20 protein-coding genes are annotated in these 22,197 nt (G+C 73.9%); 11 read left to right on the top strand and 9 right to left on the bottom strand.

From position 1 onward, the window contains the following. Positions 1-60 precede the first annotated feature (60 nt). Genes GA0070604_RS05620 through hutH form a run of 6 tightly spaced genes read left to right on the top strand, consistent with a single transcriptional unit; the run spans position 61 to position 7,895 of the window. Positions 61-909, top strand: a complete 849-nt coding sequence (locus GA0070604_RS05620) for a MurR/RpiR family transcriptional regulator (protein ID WP_091115239.1) — start codon at positions 61-63, stop codon at positions 907-909. 12 nt (positions 910-921) lie between these two features. Continuing rightward, positions 922-2,565 (top strand): urocanate hydratase, encoded by a 1,644-nt coding sequence (hutU, locus tag GA0070604_RS05615; RefSeq protein ID WP_091115235.1) that lies wholly within the window; start codon positions 922-924, stop codon positions 2,563-2,565. Between the two features lie 11 nt (positions 2,566-2,576). After that, entirely contained in the window at positions 2,577-3,797 is a 1,221-nt protein-coding gene (locus GA0070604_RS05610) for an allantoate amidohydrolase (protein ID WP_091115232.1), read from the top strand. Next, positions 3,794-5,146, top strand: coding sequence for a formimidoylglutamate deiminase (locus GA0070604_RS05605; RefSeq protein WP_091126918.1), 1,353 nt, complete (start codon positions 3,794-3,796; stop codon positions 5,144-5,146). The genes GA0070604_RS05610 and GA0070604_RS05605 overlap by 4 nt, the downstream gene beginning before the upstream one ends. Before the next feature lie 41 nt (positions 5,147-5,187). Continuing rightward, positions 5,188-6,363 (top strand): imidazolonepropionase, encoded by a 1,176-nt coding sequence (gene hutI / locus GA0070604_RS05600; protein WP_091126917.1) that lies wholly within the window; start codon positions 5,188-5,190, stop codon positions 6,361-6,363. Further along, entirely contained in the window at positions 6,360-7,895 is a 1,536-nt protein-coding gene (gene hutH, locus GA0070604_RS05595; protein WP_091115228.1) for a histidine ammonia-lyase, read from the top strand. Before hutI ends, hutH begins: the two co-directional genes overlap by 4 nt. Before the next feature lie 265 nt (positions 7,896-8,160). Here hutH and rdgB read toward each other — a convergent pair whose 3' ends face one another. The 9 genes from rdgB to GA0070604_RS05550 all read right to left on the bottom strand — a co-directional run bounded on the left by rdgB (position 8,161) and on the right by GA0070604_RS05550 (position 15,118). Continuing rightward, positions 8,161-8,778, bottom strand: a complete 618-nt coding sequence (gene rdgB / locus GA0070604_RS05590; RefSeq protein WP_091115225.1) for an RdgB/HAM1 family non-canonical purine NTP pyrophosphatase — start codon at positions 8,776-8,778, stop codon at positions 8,161-8,163. After that, positions 8,778-9,503 (bottom strand): ribonuclease PH, encoded by a 726-nt coding sequence (gene rph, locus GA0070604_RS05585; RefSeq protein ID WP_091115221.1) that lies wholly within the window; start codon positions 9,501-9,503, stop codon positions 8,778-8,780. The genes rdgB and rph overlap by 1 nt, the downstream gene beginning before the upstream one ends. 191 nt (positions 9,504-9,694) lie before the next feature. Then, on the bottom strand, positions 9,695-10,441 hold the full coding sequence (locus tag GA0070604_RS05580) for an MBL fold metallo-hydrolase (RefSeq protein ID WP_091115218.1): 747 nt from the start codon (positions 10,439-10,441) through the stop codon (positions 9,695-9,697). 222 nt (positions 10,442-10,663) lie between these two features. Beyond that, entirely contained in the window at positions 10,664-11,629 is a 966-nt protein-coding gene (locus GA0070604_RS05575) for a PLP-dependent cysteine synthase family protein (RefSeq protein WP_091115215.1), read from the bottom strand. A gap of 12 nt (positions 11,630-11,641) precedes the next feature. Continuing rightward, entirely contained in the window at positions 11,642-11,977 is a 336-nt protein-coding gene (locus GA0070604_RS05570; RefSeq protein WP_091115212.1) for a MoaD/ThiS family protein, read from the bottom strand. Positions 11,978-12,043: 66 nt separating this feature from the next. Then, positions 12,044-12,532, bottom strand: coding sequence for a M67 family metallopeptidase (locus GA0070604_RS05565; RefSeq protein WP_091115208.1), 489 nt, complete (start codon positions 12,530-12,532; stop codon positions 12,044-12,046). A gap of 55 nt (positions 12,533-12,587) precedes the next feature. Next, positions 12,588-13,085 carry a DUF2017 domain-containing protein gene (locus tag GA0070604_RS05560; RefSeq protein ID WP_208602224.1) on the bottom strand — a complete coding sequence of 166 codons (498 nt, stop codon included), beginning with the start codon at positions 13,083-13,085 and terminating at the stop codon, positions 12,588-12,590. Between the two features lie 73 nt (positions 13,086-13,158). Next, a complete protein-coding gene (gene clpS, locus GA0070604_RS05555; RefSeq protein WP_091115201.1) occupies positions 13,159-13,449 on the bottom strand; it encodes an ATP-dependent Clp protease adapter ClpS in 291 nt (96 codons plus the stop codon). Positions 13,450-13,564: 115 nt separating this feature from the next. After that, positions 13,565-15,118, bottom strand: a complete 1,554-nt coding sequence (locus GA0070604_RS05550) for a P-loop NTPase family protein (protein WP_091115198.1) — start codon at positions 15,116-15,118, stop codon at positions 13,565-13,567. Positions 15,119-15,317: 199 nt separating this feature from the next. On the opposite strand from GA0070604_RS05550, the gene GA0070604_RS05545 reads away from it, so the two are divergent. The 5 genes from GA0070604_RS05545 to GA0070604_RS05525 all read left to right on the top strand — a co-directional run bounded on the left by GA0070604_RS05545 (position 15,318) and on the right by GA0070604_RS05525 (position 22,047). Then, positions 15,318-17,993 carry a LuxR C-terminal-related transcriptional regulator gene (locus tag GA0070604_RS05545; RefSeq protein ID WP_091115195.1) on the top strand — a complete coding sequence of 892 codons (2,676 nt, stop codon included), beginning with the start codon at positions 15,318-15,320 and terminating at the stop codon, positions 17,991-17,993. A 17-nt stretch (positions 17,994-18,010) separates the two neighbouring features. Continuing rightward, positions 18,011-19,297: a nicotinate phosphoribosyltransferase gene (locus GA0070604_RS05540; RefSeq protein WP_091115191.1), complete on the top strand. Its 1,287-nt coding sequence runs from the start codon at positions 18,011-18,013 to the stop codon at positions 19,295-19,297. 10 nt (positions 19,298-19,307) lie between these two features. Further along, a complete protein-coding gene (locus GA0070604_RS05535) occupies positions 19,308-19,889 on the top strand; it encodes an isochorismatase family protein (RefSeq protein WP_091115187.1) in 582 nt (193 codons plus the stop codon). A gap of 64 nt (positions 19,890-19,953) precedes the next feature. Then, positions 19,954-21,213, top strand: coding sequence for an MFS transporter (locus GA0070604_RS05530; RefSeq protein WP_091115184.1), 1,260 nt, complete (start codon positions 19,954-19,956; stop codon positions 21,211-21,213). A gap of 75 nt (positions 21,214-21,288) precedes the next feature. Then, on the top strand, positions 21,289-22,047 hold the full coding sequence (locus tag GA0070604_RS05525) for an alpha/beta hydrolase family protein (protein ID WP_091115180.1): 759 nt from the start codon (positions 21,289-21,291) through the stop codon (positions 22,045-22,047). The last annotated feature ends 150 nt before the right edge of the window (positions 22,048-22,197 follow it).

The following is a 22,197-nucleotide window of genomic DNA, read 5'->3' as shown; positions in this document are numbered from 1 at the left end:
TCGGCGGACGGGACCGGCAGGGTGTTGCGCTCTGAAAGTTTTCATGCATAGAGTCGTGACATGAATGAAAGCGGTGCGGAGTCGGCCGACCGCCTGCTCGACCTGTTCCACGGCGTACGGCTCACCCCCACCCAACGCCGGATCGCGCACTGCCTGGTGCAGCACGCGGGCGCGGCGGCGTACCTGTCGGCGGCGGAGGTCGCCGAGCTGGCCGGGGTCAGCCAGCCGTCGGTGACCCGGTTCGCGATGGCCCTCGGCCACGACGGCTACCCCGCGCTGCGCCGCCGGCTACGGGGCCTGACCGCCGCCGACGGCGCCGGGCCGGCCGATGCCGGCAACACCCTCCAGCGGGCGGTCCGCGCGGAAATGGGCAACCTCGACCGGCTCGCCGGGCAGCTCGCCGACGCCGACCGGATCGCCGGGGTCGGGAAGCTGCTCGCGGCCAGCCGTCCACTGCCGGTGCTCGGGCTGCGCGCCGCCGCGCCCCTCGCGGCGTATTTCGCGTACTTCGCGGCGAAGGTGCACCCGGACGTGCGGGTGCTCGACGACGGGGGCAGCCTCCTCGCCGACCGGCTCGAACAGGCCGCCGCCGCCGGGGCGACCGCGCTGCTGGCCTTCGTGCTGCCCCGCTACCCCCGGGAGACCCTGGACGCGCTGCGCGAGGCCCGCGACGCCGGGCTGACCGTCGTGGCGATCACCGACTCCCCGGTGAGCCCGGCCACCGAGTACGCCGAGGTGGTGCTGCCCGCCGCCGTCGGCACCGACCTGGTCTTCGACCTGCACACCGCCCCGATGGCCCTGGCCATGGTGGTGCTCCAGGCGATCTGCGACGCCGCCCCGGCCGAGACCCAGGCCCGGCTCGAGGCGTTCGAGTCGTCCGCCGCCCGACGTCAGTTGTTCCTCAGCTGAGAGGAGTACGAGATGCACCAGCCCGTCCGCGCCGCCCGCGGCAGCGCACGTACCGCGAAGGGGTGGCCGCAGGAGGCCGCGCTGCGGATGCTGATGAACAACCTCGACCCCGAGGTGGCCGAGCGCCCCGAGGACCTGGTGGTCTACGGCGGCACCGGGAAGGCCGCACGGGACTGGCCGTCGTACCACGCGCTGGTCCGGACGCTGACCGAGCTGCGTGACGACGAGACCATGCTGGTGCAGTCCGGCCGCCCGGTCGGCGTCATGCGGACCCACGAGTGGGCGCCCCGGGTGCTGCTGGCCAACTCGAACCTGGTCGGCGACTGGGCCACCTGGCCGGAGTTCCGCCGGCTGGAACAGCTCGGGCTGACCATGTACGGGCAGATGACCGCCGGCTCCTGGATCTACATCGGCACCCAGGGCATCCTCCAGGGCACCTACGAGACCTTCGCCGCCGTCGCGGCCAAGCGTTTCGGTGGCAGCCTCGCCGGCACGCTGACGCTGACCGGCGGCTGCGGCGGGATGGGCGGGGCGCAGCCCCTCGCGGTCACCATGAACGGCGGCGCCTGCCTGATCGTCGACGTGGACCGCAGCCGGCTGGAGCGCCGCGCGCACGACCGCTATCTGGACGAGATCGCCAATTCGCTGGACGACGCGGTGGAGCGGGTGCTCGCCGCGAAGCGGGACCGGCGGGCGCTGAGCGTCGGCGTGGTCGGCAACGCCGCCACGGTCTTCCCGGAGTTGCTGCGCCGGGGCGTCGCGATCGACATCGTCACCGACCAGACCAGCGCGCACGACCCGCTGTCGTACCTGCCGGAGGGGGTGGAGCTGGCCGACGCCCGGGACTACGCGGCGGCGAAACCGGCCGAGTTCACCGACCGGGCGCGGGCGTCGATGGCGAAGCACGTCGAGGCGATGGTCGGCTTCCTCGACGCGGGCGCGGAGGTCTTCGACTACGGCAACTCGATCCGCGGCGAGGCGAAGCTCGGCGGGTACGAGCGGGCCTTCGACTTCCCCGGCTTCGTGCCGGCGTACATCCGGCCGCTGTTCTGCGAGGGCAAGGGCCCGTTCCGCTGGGCGGCGCTCTCCGGCGACCCGGCCGACATCGCGGCCACCGACCGGGCCATCCTCGACCTCTTCCCGGAGAACGAGTCCCTGGCCCGGTGGATCCGGATGGCCGGCGAGCGGGTCGCCTTCCAGGGCCTGCCGGCCCGGATCTGCTGGCTCGGCTACGGCGAGCGGGACAGGGCCGGGGTGCGGTTCAACGAGATGGTCGCCTCGGGCGAGCTGAGCGCGCCGGTGGTGATCGGTCGGGACCACCTGGACTGCGGCAGCGTGGCCAGCCCCTACCGGGAGACCGAGGCGATGGCCGACGGCTCCGACGCGATCGCCGACTGGCCGCTACTGAACGCGCTGGTCAACACGGCCAGCGGCGCGTCCTGGGTGTCCATCCACCACGGCGGCGGGGTGGGCATCGGCCGCTCGATCCACGCCGGCCAGGTCTGCGTCGCCGACGGCAGCGCCCTCGCCGGGCAGAAGATCGAGCGGGTGCTCACCAACGACCCGGCGATGGGCGTCATCCGGCACGTCGACGCCGGGTACGACGATGCCCGCGAGGTCGCCGAGCGCACCGGCGTCCGCATTCCTATGGAATAAGGAAGGGCACCTTGTTAACGCATTCGGTAGAGGAAGGGACCCTTCCTAACAGGTTTCGGGAGTTGTGGGACGAGATCGCCCCGGTGGGGCGGGACGCGGGCAGCGGCGGCTACCTGCGGTACGCGTTCACCGAGCCGGAGCTGTGGCTGCGGGACTGGTTCCGGGAGCAGGCCGGGCGGCGGGGCATGCCGGTGGCCGAGGACGGCAACGGGAACCTGTTCGCCTGGTGGGGGGACCCGGACGCCGGCGACGCGGTGCTCACCGGCAGCCACTTCGACTCGGTGCCGCACGGCGGGGCGTACGACGGGCCGCTCGGCATCGTCAGCGCGTTCCTCGCCGTGGACGAGCTGCGGGCCGCCGGGGTCGCCCCGGTCCGGCCGGTGGCGGTGGCCGCGTTCGTGGAGGAGGAGGGGGCCCGGTTCGGCGTACCCTGCCTGGGGTCGCGGCTGCTCACCGGGGAGATCGCGGTGGACCGCGCGGCCGGGCTGCGCGACGCCGCCGGGGTGAGCTTCGCCGAGGCGCTGGGCGACCGGCCGGCGGGCGCCGATCCGGGGCTGCTCGGCCGCTTCGCGGCCTTCGTGGAGCTGCACGTCGAACAGGGCCGGGCGCTGGTCGACCTGGCCGCGCCGGTCGCCGTGGCCAGCGCGATCTGGCCGCACGGCCGGTGGCGGTTCGACTTCCACGGCGAGGCCAACCACGCGGGTACGACCCGGATGACCGACCGCCGCGACCCGATGCTCACCTACGCGTTCACGGTGCTCGCGGCGAACAAGGAGGCCCGGCTACGCGACGCGCACGCCACCGTGGGCCGGGTGTCGGTCGAGCCGAACGCCACCAACGCGATCCCGGCGCGGGTGACCGGCTGGCTGGACGCCCGGGCGGCCGAGCCGGAGACGCTGCACGGCCTGGTCGAGTCGGTACGGGCCAAGGCGGCCGAGCGGGCGCGACGGGACGGCACCGAGCTGACCTGCACGCAGGAGTCGGCGACCCCGCTCGTGGCGTTCGACAACGGGCTGGCCGACCGGCTGGCGGCGCTGCTGGACGCGCCGGTGCTGCCCACCGGGGCGGGACACGACGCCGGGGTGCTCGCCGCGCACCTGCCCACCGCGATGCTGTTCGTGCGCAACCCGAGCGGGGTGTCGCACTCCCCCGCCGAGTCCGCCACCGATGCCGACTGCGCGGCCGGGGTGGTCGCCCTGGCCCGGGTGCTGGAGGAGCTGGCATGCCGCTGACCCGTTGGCTGGCCGAGTACGCCTGGCTGCCCGAACACGCCGAACCCACGCCCGACGTGCTGATCGAGGCCGAGAACGGCCGGATCACCTCGGTCACCCCGCTGGTCGGCGCGGGTCCGCCGGCCGCCGGCGTGGAGGTGCTGGGCGATGCGGTACGCCTGCCCGGACTCACCCTGCCCGGCCTGGCCAACGCCCACTCGCACGCCTTCCACCGGGCGCTGCGCGGGCGTACCCACGGCGGGCGGGGCGACTTCTGGAGCTGGCGGGACGTCATGTACACCGTGGCCGCCCGGCTCGACCCCGACTCGTACCTGGCCCTGGCCCGGGCCGCGTACGCGGAGATGGCGCTCGCCGGAATCACCTGCGTCGGCGAGTTCCACTACCTGCACCACGGCCCGGACGGGCAGCCGTACGACGACCCGAACGCGATGTCGGCGGCGCTGGTCGAGGCGGCCGCGCACGCCGGGATCCGGCTCACCCTGCTGGACGCCTGCTACCTGACCTCGACAGTGGACGGCGAGCCGCTGACCGGACCGCAGCGCCGGTTCGGCGACGGGAACGCGCTGCGCTGGGCGGACCGGGTGGCCGCCTTCCGTCCGGAGGACGACCACGCCCGCGTCGGCGCGGCCATCCACTCGGTCCGCGCCGTGCCGGCGGAGCAGCTCGCCACCGTTGCCAATCTGGCCGACCGCGCCGGTGTGCCACTGCATGTCCACCTGTCCGAGCAGCCCGCCGAGAACGACGCCTGCCGGGCCGTGCACGGCTGCACCCCGACCCGGCTGTTGGCCGACCACGGGGTGCTCGGCCGGCACACCACCGCGGTGCACGCCACCCACCCGACCGGCGCCGACGTCGCCCTGCTCGGGGAGAACCGGACCGGCGTCTGCCTCTGCCCCACCACGGAACGGGACCTCGCCGACGGGATCGGGCCGGCCCGCCGGATGGCCGAGGCGGGCAGCCCGCTCAGCCTCGGCAGCGACAGCCACGCGGTGATCGACCTCTTCGAGGAGGCCCGCGCGGTGGAGCTGGACGAGCGGCTGCGTACCCGCAGGCGGGGGCACTTCACCGCCGTCGAGCTGGTCACCGCCGCCACCATCGACGGGCACGCCGCGCTGGGCTGGGGCGACGCCGGCCGGCTGTCGGTCGGCGACCGGGCCGACCTGGTCACCGTTCGGCTGGACAGCGCCCGGACGGCCGGGGTGCCGCCGGTCGGCGCGTTCTTCGCGGCCACCGCGGCCGACGTCACGCACGTGGTGGTCGATGGGCGGACCGTGGTCGCCGACGGCCGGCACCTCACCGTCGACGTGCCCACCGAGCTGCACGCCGCCATCGAGGCGGTGACCTCGTGACCGGCTTCCCGATGCGCCCGGACGGCCCGACGCGACGGACCATGCGCAGCACCGGCAGCCTGCTGGTGGACAACATCGGGGAGCTGGTCACCAACTCCACGGGCGGCGCGGGCGGGCCGCTGGGGCTGCGCCGGGACGCCGCCCTGCTGGTCGAGGACGGCCTCGTCGCCTGGGTCGGGCCGGCCACGGACGCCCCGGCCGCCGACCGGCGGATCGACGCCGAGGGCGCGGCGGTGCTGCCCGGCTTCGTGGACAGCCACGCCCACCTGGTCTTCGCCGGGGACCGGGCCGCCGAGTTCGCCGCCCGGATGGCCGGCGAGCCGTACACCGGGGGCGGCATCCGCACCACCGTCGGCGCCACCCGCGCCGCCTCCGACGACGAGTTGCGGGCCACCGTGCGCCGGCTGCGTGGCGAGGCGATGCGGCAGGGCACCACCACCATCGAGATCAAGAGCGGGTACGGCCTCACCGTCGCCGACGAGGCCCGCTCGCTACGGATCGCCGCCGAGTTCACCGGGGACACCACGTTCCTCGGGGCACACGTGGTCCCCGCCGAGTACGCCGACCGCCCCGACGACTACGTCGGCATGGTGTGCGGGCCGATGCTGGCCGCCGCCGCCCCGTACGCCCGTTGGATCGACGTGTTCTGCGAGCGGGGCGCCTTCGACGCCGACCACGCCCGGGCGATCCTCGCCTGCGGGCAGGCGGTCGGACTGGGCGTGCGGCTGCACGCCAACCAGCTCGGGCCCGGCCCGGGCGTACGGCTCGGGGTGGAACTCGGCGCGGCCAGCGTCGACCACTGCACCCACCTGTCCGACGCCGACGTCGACGCGCTGGCTGGTTCGGAGACGGTCGCCACCCTGCTGCCCGGGGCGGAGTTCTCCACCCGGTCGCCGTACCCGGACGCGCGGCGGCTGCTCGACGCGGGCGTCAAGGTGGCCCTGGCCACCGACTGCAACCCCGGGTCGTCGTACACCTCGTCGATGCCGTTCTGCATCGCCCTCGCCGTACGCGAGATGCGGATGACCCCGGCGGAGGCGGTCTGGGCCGCGACCGCCGGCGGGGCGGCGGCGCTGCGCCGCGACGACGTCGGGGTGCTGCGGCCCGGCGCCCGGGCCGACCTGATGATCCTCGACGCCCCCTCCCACCTGCACCTGGCCTACCGGCCCGGTGTGCCCTTGATCCGCCAGGTTCTGCACAACGGAGTGCCCCAATGACCGTCACCATCCAGCCCACCGGGATCTCCCCCGCCGACGTGCTCGCCGTCGCCCGCGGCACCACCAAGGTCGTCCTCGACCCGGCCGCCGTGGCGGCCATGGCGACCAGCCGGTCCATCGTGGACGGGATCGAGGCGGCCGGGCGGCCCGTCTACGGTGTCTCCACCGGGTTCGGGGCCCTCGCGAACACCTTCGTGGCGCCCGAGCGGCGGGCCGAGCTGCAACACGCGCTGATCCGCTCGCACGCCGCCGGGGTGGGCGCGCCGATGCCCCGCGAGGTGGTCCGCGCGATGATGCTGCTGCGGGTACGCTCGCTCGCCCTGGGGCGCTCCGGGGTCCGGCCGCTGGTCGCCGAGGCCCTGGTGGACCTGCTCAACCACGAGGTCACCCCGTGGGTGCCGGAGCACGGCTCGCTCGGCGCCTCCGGCGACCTGGCGCCCCTCGCCCACTGCGCGCTGGTGCTGCTCGGCGAGGGCTGGGTGCTCGGCCCGGCCGGGGAGCGGATCCCCGGCGACGAGGCGCTGCGCCGGGCCGGCCTCACGCCGATCGAGCTGGCCGCCAAGGAGGGGCTGGCCCTGATCAACGGCACCGACGGCATGCTCGGCATGCTGCTGCTGGCCATCCACGACGCCGGGCACCTGTTCGCCATGGCCGACGTGACCGCCGCGCTGGCGATCGAGGCGATGCTCGGCTCGGAACGGCCGTTCCTGCCCGAGCTGCACGCCATCCGGCCGCACCCCGGCCAGGCGGCCTCGGCGGCCAACATCCACAAGCTGTTGCAGGACTCGGCGGTGATGGACTCGCACCGCCACGACCTGGCGCACGCGGTGCAGGACGCGTACTCGATGCGCTGTGCCCCGCAGGTGGCCGGCGCGGCCCGGGACACCCTCGACTTCGTCGCGACGGTGGCCGGGCGGGAGCTACGGTCCGTGGTGGACAACCCGGTGGTGCTGCCGGACGGGCGGGTCGAGTCGACCGGCAACTTCCACGGCGCGCCGCTCGGCTTCGCCGCCGACTACCTGGCCATCGCCGCCGCCGAGGTGGGCGCCATCGCCGAACGCCGGGTGGACCGGCTGCTCGACGTCACCCGCTCCCGGGACCTGCCCGCGTTCCTCTCCCCCGACGCCGGGGTCAACTCCGGGCTGATGATCGCCCAGTACACGGCGGCCGGGATCGTCGCGGAGAACCGGCGGCTCGCCGCGCCCGCGTCGGTGGACTCGCTGCCCACCAGCGGCATGCAGGAGGACCACGTCTCGATGGGCTGGGCGGCGGCCAAGAAGCTGCGTACCGTGCTGGACAACCTGACCAGCCTGCTGGCGGTGGAGCTGCTGGCCGCCGTACGCGGGCTCCAGCTCCGGGCGCCGCTGACCCCGTCGCCGGCCGGCCGGGCCGCGCTGGCCGCCCTCGCCGACGTGGTGGGCGAGCCCGGACCGGACGTGTTCCTCGCACCGCTGATGGAGGCCGCCCGGGAGGCGGTACGCGGCCCCGAGCTGCGCGCCGCGATCGAACGGGAGCTCGGCCCACTCAGCTGACTGTTCGCACAGCTGCTCGGCCGAGGCCAGCACGGCCGAGCAGCTCAACTGGGTGAAGACACCGACCCCGGAGCGGCTGGCGGAACTGCCGAGCGAGCTGACCATGAACGCGAGCGTTGCCGGGCTGTTGCTCGGCCTCGCCGCGATCGCTGTGGCGACGCAAGGCCGGCGAGGGCTGGGCCTCGGGCTCTGCGCGCTGCCGGTCGGCTCTACACCGCTGGACGGTGGCGCCGAGCACCACCGGCACGTGGCGGCGGACACCCGGTCAGACCGCCGGCGGGAGTACCTTGGCCGCCAGCTTGGCCAGCTCGCGCAGCGCCTTGCCCCGGTGGCTGACCGCGTCCTTCTCCTCCGGGGTCAGCTCCGCGTTGGTCCGCTCCTGCCCCTCGCCGAGGAAGATCGGGTCGTACCCGAAGCCACCGTCGCCGCGCGGCGCGCGCAACAGCCGGCCGGCCTGGCGACCGTCGACCAGGTGCTCCTTGCCGCCCGGCAGCACCAGCGCCACGGTGCAGACGAACGACGCGGCGCGGTGCTCGTCCGGCAGGTCGGCGATCTGGTCCAGGACGAGCTGAAGGTTGGCCTGGTCGTCGCCGTGCCGGCCGGCCCAGCGGGCGCTGAACACGCCCGGCATGCCGTTGAGCGCGTCCACGGCCAGGCCGGAGTCGTCAGCGATGGTCGGCAAGCCGGTACGCCGGCACCCCTCCCGGGCCTTGATCAGCGCGTTCTCGCCGAAGGTCAGGCCGGTCTCCGGCAGCTCCGGATACGCCTCGACGTCGTCGAGGCCGAGCAGGGCGATCCGGTGCGCGCCGAGCGCGCCGTCGAGGATCCGCTGCAGCTCGACGAGCTTCTTACGGTTTCGGGTGGCGAGAAGCACCTTGTTCATCAGTTGAGCGCCTTCCGCTGCGCGTCGGCCAGTTCCAGACAGCCCATGACGCCCAGATCCAGCAGGGCGTCGAGCTGTTCACGGGCGAAGACACCGGCCTCGCCCGTCCCCTGCACCTCGACGAAGTCGCCGGTGCCGGTGCAGACCACGTTCATGTCGACCTCGGCGGTCACGTCCTCGGCGTAGCAGAGGTCCAGCCTCGGCTCACCGGCGACGATGCCGACGCTGACCGCGGCCACCGAACGGTGCATCACCTTCTCCACCTTGGCGGTCAGGGCCTTGCGCTCGGCCAGCCAGGTCACCGCGTCGTGCAGCGCCACGTACGCGCCGGTGATCGCGGCGGTCCGGGTGCCGCCGTCGGCCTGGAGCACGTCGCAGTCGAGCACGATGGAGTTCTCGCCGAGGGCCTTCAGGTCCACGCAGGCGCGCAGGCTGCGGCCGATCAGCCGGGAGATCTCGTGGGTACGCCCGCCGATCTTCCCCTTGACGCTCTCCCGGTCCGAGCGGGTGTTCGTGGCCCGGGGCAGCATCGCGTACTCGGCGGTGACCCAGCCGAGCCCGGAACCCTTGCGCCAGCGGGGCACCCCCTCGGTCACGCTGGCCGTGCACAGCACCCGGGTCGCCCCGAACTCGACGAGGACCGAGCCCTCCGGGTGGGTGCTCCAGCCCCGGGTCAGGGTCACCGGTCGGAGTTGGTCGGGCTGCCGCCCGTCAGGTCGCGCCATGCCTGCACCCTATGTGGTGCCCGGCCAGGTTCGTTGCGGGGTGGGCCGGGTGGAGTCGGCGCCGAGCACCAGCCCGGCGGGAACGGCTCGGTCACGCTGGCGATCCGCATGGCCCGAGGGCGCGGCCCGGACGAACGCGCCAGGCGACCGGTCGCCGGACGCTACCGCCACGCGAGGCGCTGCCGGCAGGGTCAGACGTCGTAGCAGGCGCCGGCACGGACCACTTCCAGCGGTCCGGCGTACGCGGCGGCCGCCGCCTCGATGGTGAGCGCCTCGCTGCCCCAGGCCGGGACCAGGTGGGTGAGCAGCAGCCGGCCGACCCCGGCCTTGGTCGCCGCCTCGCCGGCCTCCCGGCCGGTCAGGTGCAGGTCCGGTGGGTTCTCCACGCCGTCGAGGTAGCTGGCCTCGCAGAGGAACACGTCGGCCGACTGCGCCAGGCGCAGCAGCGCGTCGCAGGGCGCGGTGTCCGCCGAGTAGCAGAAGACCCGGCCGCCGTGCTCCAGTCGCACACCGTACGTCTCGACCGGGTGGTTCATCCGGTCGACGGTGGCGGTGAACGGGCCGATCGGGAAGGTGCCCGGCTGGAGTCCGTAGAACTGGTAGACGTCCTCGACGGTGCCGTCCTCCTGGCCGTAGGCGGTGGCCAGCCGGTCCGGCGCACCGGGGGGCGCGTACATCGGCAGGGGCGGGTACGGGCCGTCCGGGGCGTATCGGCGCACCACCACGTACGACACCGCGTCGAGCATGTGGTCGCAGTGCAGGTGGGTGAGGAGGATCGCGTCGGGGGCGTGCAGCCCGACGTAGCGCTGGAGGGTGGAGAGCGCCCCCGAACCGAAGTCGATCAGGAGCCGGAAGCCCTCCGCCTCCAGGAGGTATGCCGAGCAGGGGGACTCGGGGCCGGGGAAGCTGCCCGCGCAGCCGAGGACGGTCAGTCGCATCCGGTTGCCTCGATGTCACGCTTCGTAGCCGACGCGCCGGCAGTCACCCCGCCGATGATCTCTACCGACGCGTGCGCCACGGTGCGCAGCCTACGCGTCGGCCCGGTCGGCAAGAATCGTCTACCGGAAGTTGTCATCAACGTGACACCGATACGCGTCTCGCCCAGACGAAAGGATCGGGCCGGCCGACGGATGCCGCCGACCGACCCGACCCGCGAGCCATCAGGCCCAGAGCTGCCCCTCCAGGGCCTCCTCGGCGTCCGCGAGAGTGCCGCCGTACGCCCCGGTGGAGAGGTATTTCCAGCCGCCGTCGGCGACCACGAACGCGACGTCCGCGCCGCGGCCGTCCCGCACCGCCTCGTGCGCCACCGCGAGGGCGGCGTGCAGGATCGCGCCGGTGGAGAAGCCGGCGAAGATCCCCTCCACCTCGACGAGCTGCCGGGTCCGCAGCACCGCGTCCCGCGTCCCGACCGAGAAACGCCGGGAGAGGACCCCGGCGTCGTATAGCTCGGGCACGTAGCCCTCGTCGATGTTGCGCAGGCCGTAGACCAGTTCGCCGTAGCGGGGCTCGGCGGCGACGATCTGAATGCCGTCCACCTTTTCCCGCAGGTAGCGCCCGGTGCCCATCAGCGTCCCGGTGGTGCCCAGACCGGCCACGAAGTGGGTGATCGTGGGCAGGTCGTGCAGCAGCTCCGGCCCGGTCGTCTCGTAGTGCGCCCGGGCGTTCGCCTCGTTGCCGTACTGGTAGAGCATCACCCAGTCGGGGTGCTCGGCCGCGATCTGCTTCGCCGTGGCCACAGCCTGGTTCGAGCCACCGGCGGCCGGCGAGAAGATGATCTCCGCACCGTACATCCGCAGCAGCTGCACCCGCTCGGTGGAGACGTTCTCCGGCATCACGCAGACCAGGCGGTAGCCGCGCAGCTTCGCCACCATGGCCAGCGAGATGCCGGTGTTGCCGCTGGTCGGCTCCAGGATGGTGTCACCCGGGCGGAGCCGGCCCGCCGCCTCGGCCGCGCGGACCATGTACAGGGCCGCCCGGTCCTTGATGCTGCCGGTCGGGTTCCGGTCCTCCAGCTTCACCCAGAGCCGCACCGGGGGCGCCCCGTCGGGCACGGTGGGCGAGAGCCGGGGCAGCCCGACCAGGGGTGTGCCGCCACACGCGTCGAGCAGGCTGTCGTAACGCGCCATGACGCGCCGCCCTCAGCGGGTGCGCGCTGCGACGGGATGCCGGGCGATCGCCGCCGCCGCGGCGAAGCCGAACGCGCCACCGGCCACGGCCGGCAGGATGGTGACGCTGTCGCCGTCGTTGAGCTTGGCGTCGAGCGCGCCCAGGAAGCGGACGTCCTCGTCGTTGACGTAGACGTTGACGAACCGGTGCAGCGCGCCGGTGTCGGTGACCAGCCGACCCTTCAGGCCGGCGTGCCGGGAGTCCAGGTCGACGAGCAGGTCGCCCAGCGTGTCGCCGGCACCCTCGACGGCCTTGGCACCGCCGGTGTAGCTACGCAGGATGGTGGGGATACGGACCTCGATGGCCATCGTGTGCTCCTTGTTCGGGTCGTGCCAGGTGACGGGAAGAGAGAAGAGATGCCGGCGCTGGAGAAATCAGCTGCCGGAACACTCGTAATCGACCGTCGCCGGGCTCTGCCCGAACATGTAGGACTGGACGGCGTGCGGGTCCACGGCGGCATCCACGATCCGGACCGGCTCCTCGGTGACCACGCCGTCGACGATGCGGAAGGAGCGGATCTCCTCCGTGTCGGGCTCACGGGTCGAGACGAGCAGGTAGTGCGCTCCCGGCTCACCGGCGAAGGAGATGTCCGTGCGGGACGGATAGGCCTCCGTCGCGGTGTGCGAGTGGTAGATGACGACCGGCTCCTCGTCGCGGTCGTCCATCTCCCGCCACACCCGCAACTGCTCCATCGAGTCGAACTCGTAGAACGTCATGGAGCGGGCGGAGTTCTCCATCGGAATGTGCCGGGTCGGGGTGTCGCTGCCGGCGGGACCGGCGACCACGCCGCACGCCTCGTCCGGGTGGTCCCGGCGCGCGTGGGCCACGATCGCGTCGATGATCGACCGGTCGATGCTCAGCACGCCGACCAGCCTAGCGTCTGTCGGTCGTGGGCGGCGAGGTGGTGACCGTCACGACTCAGTCGATCAGGGCGTTGAGCAGGGATTCCTGCAAATATCCCAGGTACGCGTATACCGACAGTTGGAACACCCTTGACGAGGTCGGATCCACGGCCACCGCTTCGTCGAGTTCCTCCCCCACGTCGGTGCCGTCCTTGATCTCCAGCCGGACCCCCATCGCCAGCCGGGCGTCGTTGAGCGCGCGCAGCCACGCCTCGGCCGCCTCGGCGTCCAGGCGCACCTCGCCGCCGACCTCCCCGTCGGGCAGCGCGGCGAGGATCGCGCCGGCCTGATCGATCTTGGCGGTCTTGAGATCCCCCTCCGTGTAGCGACGGAACTCGGCGGTGCTCGCCGCGTCCTCCGGGTAGACCTCGGGAAAGAGCCGGCCGACCACCGGATCGCCGTGGTCGAAGCCGTCGGTGAGCAGGCCGACCACCTCCGAGGCGACCTTGCGCAGCACGCGCACCTCGTCCACACCCAGGGCGGCCACGTAACGGTCACCGTAGCGGCGGAACATGCTCACGCCACCGCCTCCCTGCGGCCGACGCCGGCGTGCGCCGTCACCGCGCCGAGCCTGATGGTTCGCCCGCTCACGACCGGTCCACCGTCGCCCAGAGCCCGTACGCGTGCAGCTGCGACGCGTCGTGCTCCATCCGCTCGCGGGCCCCGCTGGAGACCACCGCCTTGCCCTTGTGGTGCACGTCCAGCATGAGCTGCTCGGCCCTCTCCCGGCTGTATCCGAAGAGCTTCTGGAAAACCCAGGTGACGTAGGTCATGAGGTTGACCGGATCGTCCCAGACAATCGTCACCCACGGCCGGTCGGAAACCGGCACCTCATCGGTGTCCGGCGTCTCGACCGGCGCAACCTGCGGAGCCGCCATGCCCCCCATCGTGCCACCGGATCCGGGCGACCGATGAATCGGAACGCCGGGTCGGCCCGGTTCACCCGCCCGGGCCGCGTACGGCGACCCCGGCGACCGGGCGGCGGGGCCGCCCTCAGGCGAGCAGGATGCCGTGGTCGACAGCATCGGTGAGCACCGCGCCCAGCGAGTGCCGGACCGCCTCGAAGCGTCGCGACACCACGCGGGTCAGCTCCAGTTCGACCTCGCGCAACGCCCGCTGCGCCCAGGAGCGCGCGGCGTTCGGGTCGTTGCCACCGGGCACGCGCCACTGCTGCCAGCAGCCGCCGGAGAGGGCCACCCCGGCCGGGGGTAACGCCTCGTCGCGCACCGCGCCGGGAAAGGCGGCCAACGCGTCGAGCGCGCCGTCGCCGGCCAGCCCGGCCACCCCGGCGGTGCTGGTGACCAGGAGCACCCGGTCCAGCTCCCGGCCGGCCGGGTGGTCGGCGAGGCCCCATCGGACGGCGTGGATGATCCGGCGGCGCACCCCCTCGGCCACGGGCGCCCCGAAGACGCGGGCTGTCGCGTCGTCGACGATCTCGCGGACCGCCTCGTCGCACCGCGCGGTGGCGAGCTGCGACAGCGCCGCCATCTCCTGGTCGAAGAGCTGCGGCAGACCGGCGCAGCCGACCCCGAAGACGATCTCCTGAACCACGCGGAGGTGGATACTGGCCAGCTCCAGCGCGATGTGCTGGCGGATCCGCTGGGCACCGGCGCGGGCCTGCCGGTCCAGGCGCTCGACGACGTCACCGGAGTCGGTCCCCGGCACGACGGGCACCCGATCGTGCGCGCCGGGCGGCTCCGGCGGGTGGGCGCTGCCCCGGCGTAGCACCTCGTCCGCCGCCCAGCCGACCAGGGCGAAGCGCAGGGCCTGGTGGTCGGCCTGCGACACCGGGTACCAGCCGGCCGTGGCGAGGGCGGGCACCGCGGCGAGCAGGGCGGCGCGGTGCGCCCCGACCGAGACCTGCACCGGGTCGACCGGATGCTCCGCCGCCCATGGTGCCGGCGGGACGGACGCCCCCGTGTCGTCCGTCGCCGTCGGGCTCTCCGCCACCGTCGCCCAGCCGGCGGCCCCCAGGGTGACCGCGAAGAACACCTCGACCCGGGCGCGGGCCACCTCGGCCAGCAGGTCCAGCTCGGCGGCGGTGAACGCCTGGTCGGCGGAGATCACGAACAGCAGGGCACCCGCCCGGCTCACCGCGTCGAGCAGCACCCGGGTGGCGGCGACGCCGAGCGGGCCGGTGTCCGGCGTGTCGAGCAACGCGAAGTGGCGCAGCAGCGGGTCCGGCAGGCCCAGCTCCACCCGACGGGGCGGGCGGGCGAGCGCCGGACCGGCGGCGAGCGGATCCGGGCCGTACGAGTGGGGCTGGCGGTAGCCCGGCACGTACGCGGCGCGGGTCGGCGCCTTGGCGTGGTTGACGAGCAGGTAGCTCCCCGCCGGCACGGCCAGCATCCCGGGCACCAGCCCGAGCAGGCCGGCGAGCAGTTCGCGGCGGCCGGCGCCGGCCGGACCCGCGACGACGACGGTCAGCGGGTCGTCGGGGCCGGGGCCGGCCGACCCGCGCCGGCCGGGCAGTGGCGCGCAGGGCGACGACTCGGCCGGTCCGCCCGGACGGGGCACGCCAACCGAGGGGAGAGGACCCGGCTTCATCACGCGGCCTCCCGATCGGGCGACCGGACTGCGAGCCGGTCGCATGGGAAATCCGGCCATCGGCCCGGATGCCGGAAGAGTACGACTGCCGTACACCCGACACCGAACATCGCGCATACTCATGCGTGATGAACAGGTTACTCAATCTCGCTGCGTGACGGTCCGCACGCGGACGGATCACCGTCGATATGCTGCATAGATGAGTCGGTGGGAATTCGTCGGCCGAACGGATGAACTCGACCGTCTGTTGTCGGCGGTCGGCGACCCCGAGGTACGCGGGCTGCTGTTCAGCGGCCAGGCCGGGGTCGGCAAGAGCCGCCTGCTGCGCGAGGGACTGGCCAACCTCCCCACCGACCGGTACGCGGTCTGGTCCGTCTCGGCCAGCGCCACGACCGCGGCGCTGCCCTTCGGCGGGCTGGTCCAGATGCTCCCGGCCGAGCAGCCGCCGGGGCTCTCCCCCGCCGGCATCCTCCGCTGGGCCGTGGAGGTGCTGCAGGAACAGGCCGCCGGCCGGCCGATCGTGCTCGCCATCGACGACGTGCACCTGCTCGACCCGCCCTCGGCGGCGCTGGTCCACCTGATCGCCCGCGCGGAGAACGCCACCGTGATCGGGACCCTGCGCGACGGCGAGCAGATCCCGCTGCCGATCCGCGCCCTGTGGACCGACGACCTGATGAACCTGGTCGAGCTGGGCCCGCTGAGTTCGGCCGAGACCACCGGGCTGCTCGCCGCGATCGTGGGCGGGCCGGTCGACGCGATGTCCGCCGAGCGGCTGTTCCGGCTCTCCGCGGGCAACCCGTTGCTGCTGCGCGAACTGGTGCTGGCCGCCTCCGGCGGCGACGAGCTGAGCGACACGTACGGGGTCTGGAAGTGGACCGGCCGGCTGGAGTTGGCGCCCAGTCTCACCGACCTGATCGACACCCGGATCGGCCAGCTCACCCCCGGCGTACGGTCGGTGGTCGAGCTGGTCGCCTTCGGCGAGCCGCTGGGCCTGCAACTGCTGGAGAAGGCGGTCGACCCGGCCGACGTGGAGGCCGCCGAGGAACGTGCCCTGATCAGCCTGGTGCACGACGACCGACGGTGGAACGTAAGGCTGGCCCACCCGCTCTACGGCGAGGTGATACGCCGGCAGTGCCCGGTCAGCCGCACCCGGCGGCTCAAGGCCGCACTGGCCGGGCTGCTGGAGCAGGTCGGCGCCCGCCGCCGGGACGACCTGCTCCGGGTCGCGGTGTGGCGGCTCGACTCGGGTACGGCACAGGATGCGGCGCTGCTGCTCGGCGCGGCGGCCCAGGCCTTCGGCCGGTACGACGTACCGCTGGCGACCCGGCTGGCCCGGGCGGCGCTGGCGGCCGACGGCGGTCCCGGCGCGGCCGAACTGCTCGCCACCATCCTGATGTTCGGCGACCGGCCCGAGGAGGCGATGCAGGTGCTCGACTCGGTCGCCGGCGAGGTCCGCGACGGCCCGCGACACAGCCGCTGGCTGACCGTCCGCGGCATGGTCAGCTACTGGGGGCTCTGCCGGGAGTCCACCGTGGAGGAGATCGCCGCGCGCGGCGACGAGTTGACCGATCCGGCCGACCAGGCCCGGGTCCGCGCCTTCGAGGCGATCATGCGGTTGCACCGGCTGGACACCGGCGCCGCGCTGCGGCTCGCCCAGGCGGTGCTGGATCGGCCGGCCGCGCCGACCGCCGCCCGGGAGCTGGCCCGGTGCACGATCGCCCACCTGCACGCCGCGCAGGGTCGATACCGGCGCAGCGCCAACGCGATCGCCCGGGTGCAGGCGGAGGCGGCACGCTGGCGCGGCGCGATGCCGTACCTCCAGCTCGCGATGGAGCTGGCCCGGGGCACCCGGCTGGCGCTCTCCGGCGACCTGGCCGGCATCGACGCGATCGTGGCCGACGAGTTCGCCGACCTGGCCGGCGCGGGCGACTTCCGACTCGGCACCGGCTATCTGGCCATCCTCCAGGCGTACGCGGCGCGGCTGCGCGGGCGCGGCGACGAGGCGCTCAGGACCAGCCTCGGGGCGTGCGCGGTGCTGGCCACCAGCCGGGTCTACGCCGGGCTGGCGCACGCCGAGCGCGCCCAGGCGGCGGCCCTGCGCGGTGACGCGAGGCACGCGGCGGAGGCGATGGCCGAGGCGGACCGCATCCACGCGCCGGGCATGGCGGTGCTGTATCCGTGGCTGGAGCAGGCCCGGGGCGCGGTGCACGCCGTCGCCGGTGACCTGGCGACAGCCACCAAGCACCTCTGCGCGCTGGCCGACCGGCTGCGCGACGACGGCCTCGCCGGTCACGAGTTGCTGGTTCTGCTCGACTTGGTCCGCCTCGACCGGGCCACCGCCCCGGTCGGTCCGACGTGCAGTGACGGCGGCCGGCGCACCGTGGCGCAGCGGCTCGCCGAGCTCTCCGAGCGGGTCGACGGTCCGCTGCCGCCGCTGGTCGCCCGGTACGCCCGGGCCGCGGTCGAGGACTCCCCCGCCGACCTGCTCGCCGTCGCCGACGACCTCGCCGCCCGGGACCTGACCGTGTACGCCGCCGAGGCCACCGCGATGGCCCTGCACCGGATGCGCGGACGGGCCGGCGCGACCGGGCCGGCCCGGGAACGGCTCGCCGCCCTGCTGTGCCGCTGTGACCAGGTTGACACGCCGGCGCTGCGGCTGCTCCGGCCGACGCTGAGCGAACGCGAGTGGGAGATCGCCCGGCTCGCCGCCGACGGGGAGACCAGCCGGGCCATCGCCGAACGGCTCTACCTGTCGACGCGTACGGTGGAGAACCACCTCCAGCGGGTCTACGCCAAGCTGGGGGTGGCCGGTCGGGGCGAGTTGCGGACCGCGCTGTGGTCATTGCCGGGCCAGGACGGCATCGATCCGGCGTGAACCCTAGGCTGGGTGCCGTGAGCACCGTTCGCCCCGCACTGCTGACCGACCACTACGAGCTGACCATGGTCAGCGCCGCGCTGCGGGACGGCACCGCCGACCGCCGCTGCGTCTTCGAGGTGTTCACCCGGCGACTGCCGGCGGGCCGACGCTACGGCGTGGTGGCCGGGACCGGCCGGCTGATCGACCTGATCCGGGAGTTCCGGTTCGACGCCGAGGAGGTCGACTTCCTGCGCCATGCCGGGGTGGTGGACGACCGGGCCGCCGAGTGGCTGGCCAACTACCGCTTCACCGGCGACGTCGACGGGTACGCCGAGGGTGAGCTGTTCTTCCCCAACTCCCCGCTGCTCACCGTCTCCGGCGGTTTCGCCGAGTGTGTGGTGCTGGAGACGCTGGTGCTCTCGGTGCTCAACCACGACTGCGCGGTCGCCGCGGCGGCCGCCCGGATGGTCACCGCCGCCCGGGGCCGGACGCTGATCGAAATGGGCTCCCGCCGGGCGCACGAGGAGGCGGCGGTAGCCGCGGCCCGGGCCGCGTACCTGGCCGGGTTCCGGTTCACCTCCAACCTGGCCGCCGGCCAGCGGTACGGCATCCCGACCGCCGGCACCGCCGCGCACGCGTTCACCCTGCTGCACGACGACGAGCGGACGGCGTTCGCCTCGCAGGTCGCCACGCTGGGCAAGGACACCACGCTGCTGGTCGACACGTACGACATCGCCGAGGGCATCCGCAACGCGATCGCGGTGGCCGGGCCGGAGCTGCGGGCGGTCCGGATCGACTCGGGCGACCTGGCGGTGATCGCCCAACAGTGCCGGGAACTGCTGGACTCGCTCGGCGCCACCGAGACGAAGATCATCGTCTCGGGCGACCTCGACGAGTACGCCATCGCCGCGCTCGCCGCCGAGCCGGTCGACATGTACGGCGCCGGCACCGCCGTGGTGACCGGCTCCGGCGCGCCGACCGCCGGGCTGGTCTACAAGCTGGTCGAGGTGGAGGGGCGCGCGGTGGTCAAGCGCTCGGAGCACAAGGCCACCATCGGCGGCCGGAAGGTGGCCGTACGCCGGCACCGGCCGAGCGGCACCGCCACCGAGGAGATCGTCGTGCCGCAGGGGGTGCCGGACCGGCAGCCCAACGACCGGCCGCTCCAGCACCCGTTCATCGTCGAGGGCGAGCCCGTCGCGCGACCCACCCTCGACGAGTCGCGGGAGCACCTGCGGCAGTGCCTGATCTCCATCCCGTGGGAGGGTCTGAAGCTGTCCGGCGGCGATCCGGCCGTCCCGGTGACCGTCGTACCAGCAGGTTGAGGAGGCCGTGGTGAGCAACGCCTTGATCGTCGTGGACGTGCAGAACGACTTCTGCGAGGGCGGTTCCCTCGCGGTGGCCGGCGGGGCCGGCGTGGCCGCCGGCATCTCCCGGCTGCTCGCCGCCGAGCCGGGCCGCTGGGACCACGTGGTGGCGACGAAGGACTTCCACATCGACCCGGGCGCGCACTTCGGCGACCCGCCGAACTACGTCGACTCCTGGCCGCGGCACTGCGTGGTCGGCACCGCCGGGTCGGAGTTCCACCCCGACCTGGACACCGGGCGGGTCGAGGCGATCTTCCACAAGGGCGAGCACGCCGCCGCGTACTCCGGCTTCGAGGGGCACGCGGAGGGCGGCGAGTGCCTGGCCGACTGGCTGCGCCGGCACGACGTCGACCGGGTGGACGTGGTCGGGATCGCGACCGATCACTGCGTACGGGCGACCGCCGTGGACGCCGCCCTGGAGGGGTTCCGGACCACCGTGCTGCTGGATCTCACCGCCGCCGTCGCGCCCGACACGCTCGACGTGGCGCTGCGGAGCATGGACGGCGTCGGGGTCACCCTGGTCGGCACACCTGTGATCAGGACCGCTTGACCGGCTAATCGCTTGCGGCTGTCGTACCCCGGCCCGAGGATGGCCGCCGGAGGTACGCACCGTCGTGAACTTGAAGCCTTACCGGGAGGCGCTCGCCCTGCCCGGTCTCCGGTCGTTGCTGCTGGTGTCGGTGCTGGCCCGCATCCCGCTCACCGCGACCGCGGTGGCGCTCACCTTCCACGTCCTGCTCGACCTCGACCGGGGGTACGGCGCCGCCGGGCTGGTCGGCGCCGCGTCGACCGTCGGCTCCGCGCTCGGTTCCCCGCTGCTCGGTCGGCTGGTCGACCGGCGCGGGCTGCGCCCGGTGCTCGTGCTGACCACGGTCGCCGAAGGCGTCTTCTGGGCCACCGCGCCGACGCTGTCGTACCTGGTGCTGCTGCCGGCCGCGTTCCTGGCCGGGCTGGTCGCGCTGCCGGTCTTCTCGGTGGTCCGCCAGTCGGTCGCCGCGCTGGTGCCGGCTGACCGGCGTCGCCCGGCGTACGCGCTGGACTCGATGTCGGTGGAGCTGTCGTTCATGGTCGGCCCGGCGCTGGCCGTGGCGCTGGCGACCGCCATCTCCCCGCGCGTCACCATGTGGGCGGTCGGTGCCGGGATCGTCTCCTCCGGGATCTGTTTCTGGCTGCTCAACCCGCCCACCCGGGGCGCCGACGAGCCGGCCGGCCCGTACCGGAAGGTGCCCCGCCGCGAGTGGCTGACGCCCCGCCTGCTCGCCGTGCTGGCGGTGAGTACGGCCGCCACCCTGGTGCTCGGCGGCACGGACGTGGCGGTGGTCGCCATGCTGCGCGCCGGCGGCGAGGTCGGGTGGACCGGGGCCGTACTGACCGTGTGGGCGATGGTGTCGCTGGTCGGCGGCTTCGCGTACGGCGCGGTCAGCCGTACGTTCTCCCCGCTGGTGCTGATGGCGATGCTCAGCCTCACCACGATCCCGGTCGGGCTGGGTGGGGCGCACTGGTGGCTGCTCTGCCTGGCGCTGATCCCGGCCGGGGCGCTCTGCGCGCCGACGATCGCCTCGACCTCCGACGCGGTCAGCCGGCTCGCCCCGGCGGCCGTACGCGGTGAGGCGATGGGCCTGCACGGCTCCGCCGTGACGGTCGGGATCGCGGTGGGTGCCCCGCTCGCCGGCGCGGTGATCGACGCCTCGGCGCCGCTCTGGGGCTTCGCGGCGACCGGCACGATCGGGCTGCTCGTCGCACTCGTCGTGCTGCTCGTCGAGCTGCGCGAGCGGCGGGCGGTGGCCGACCGGCCGGAGGACGCGCCGGTGCCCGCGGACCGGGCGGCCGGGCCGGATCCGCTCGGCCCGGCGGTAACGGCTTCGACACGGTAGTCGCGAGCGGGATCACCCGCGAAGCCCTCGGACGGGAAGAATGGGAGCGCTTCCATCACGTCCCGAGGAGCCGTCATGAAGCTCGCCGCCCTCCGCCTGATCGCCGTTGCCCTCTCCGTGGGGATGGTCGCCTGTAGCGCCGACCCTCCGCCGCCGACGCAGCCGACCGGACTCAACGCGGGCAGCGGCTGCCCCGAGTTCGTCGGGGACGGCCGGCAGGTCGAGTTCGGCAAGGAGATCGACGCCGAACTGGGCGGGATCGTTCTCGGCTCCGGGGCCACCGGGGTGGTGCTGGCGCACATGGCGGCCGGCGACGTCTGCCAGTGGCTGCCCTTCGGGCGCACGCTGGCCGACCGGGGCTACCGGGTGCTCGCCTTCGACTTCGCCGGGAACGGCGTCTCGCGGGGTCACGGGGTGCCGTTGGCCCGGCAGGTGGAGGCGGCGGCCAGCGCGTTGCGGGCTGACGGTGCCAGCCGGATCGTGCTGGCCGGCGGGTCCATGGGTGGTGCCGCGGTGCTGGCCGCCACGCCGACCCTCAGCCCGCCGCCGGTCGCCGTCATCGCCCTCTCGTCACCGTCCAGCTACCAGGACGCGGACGCCGCCGCGGCAGCTCCGAAGATCACCGCCCCGGTCCTGTACGGCGCGGGTGAGCTGGAGCCGAGCTTCTCGGAGTCGGCCCGGCAGATGTATGCCGCCACCCCGCAGAGCACGCAGCGGCAGTTGGTGCTGGTGCCGACCAGCGCGCACGGGGTGAATCTGCTCGGCGAAGGTGGCAGCGTCGAGATCCGCGACCGGGTGACAAAGTTCCTCGACACCTACGCGCCGCCGGCCTGACCGGCTCGCCACCCCGCGCCCGCCGGGCACGCTCCGGCGTGATCGTCTCGGTGTGCGGCATGTAGCGGTCCCCCGTCGCCCGGAGACCGCCACATGCCGTACACGGAGTGGATCAGCCTTCGGGGCACCCTGACGCGCTCGGCCGGCCAC

Origin of the sequence: Micromonospora eburnea (genome assembly GCF_900090225.1) — a bacterium.
Lineage (GTDB): Bacteria > Actinomycetota > Actinomycetes > Mycobacteriales > Micromonosporaceae > Micromonospora > Micromonospora eburnea.
This window is presented reverse-complemented; position numbering and strand designations above follow the sequence as displayed.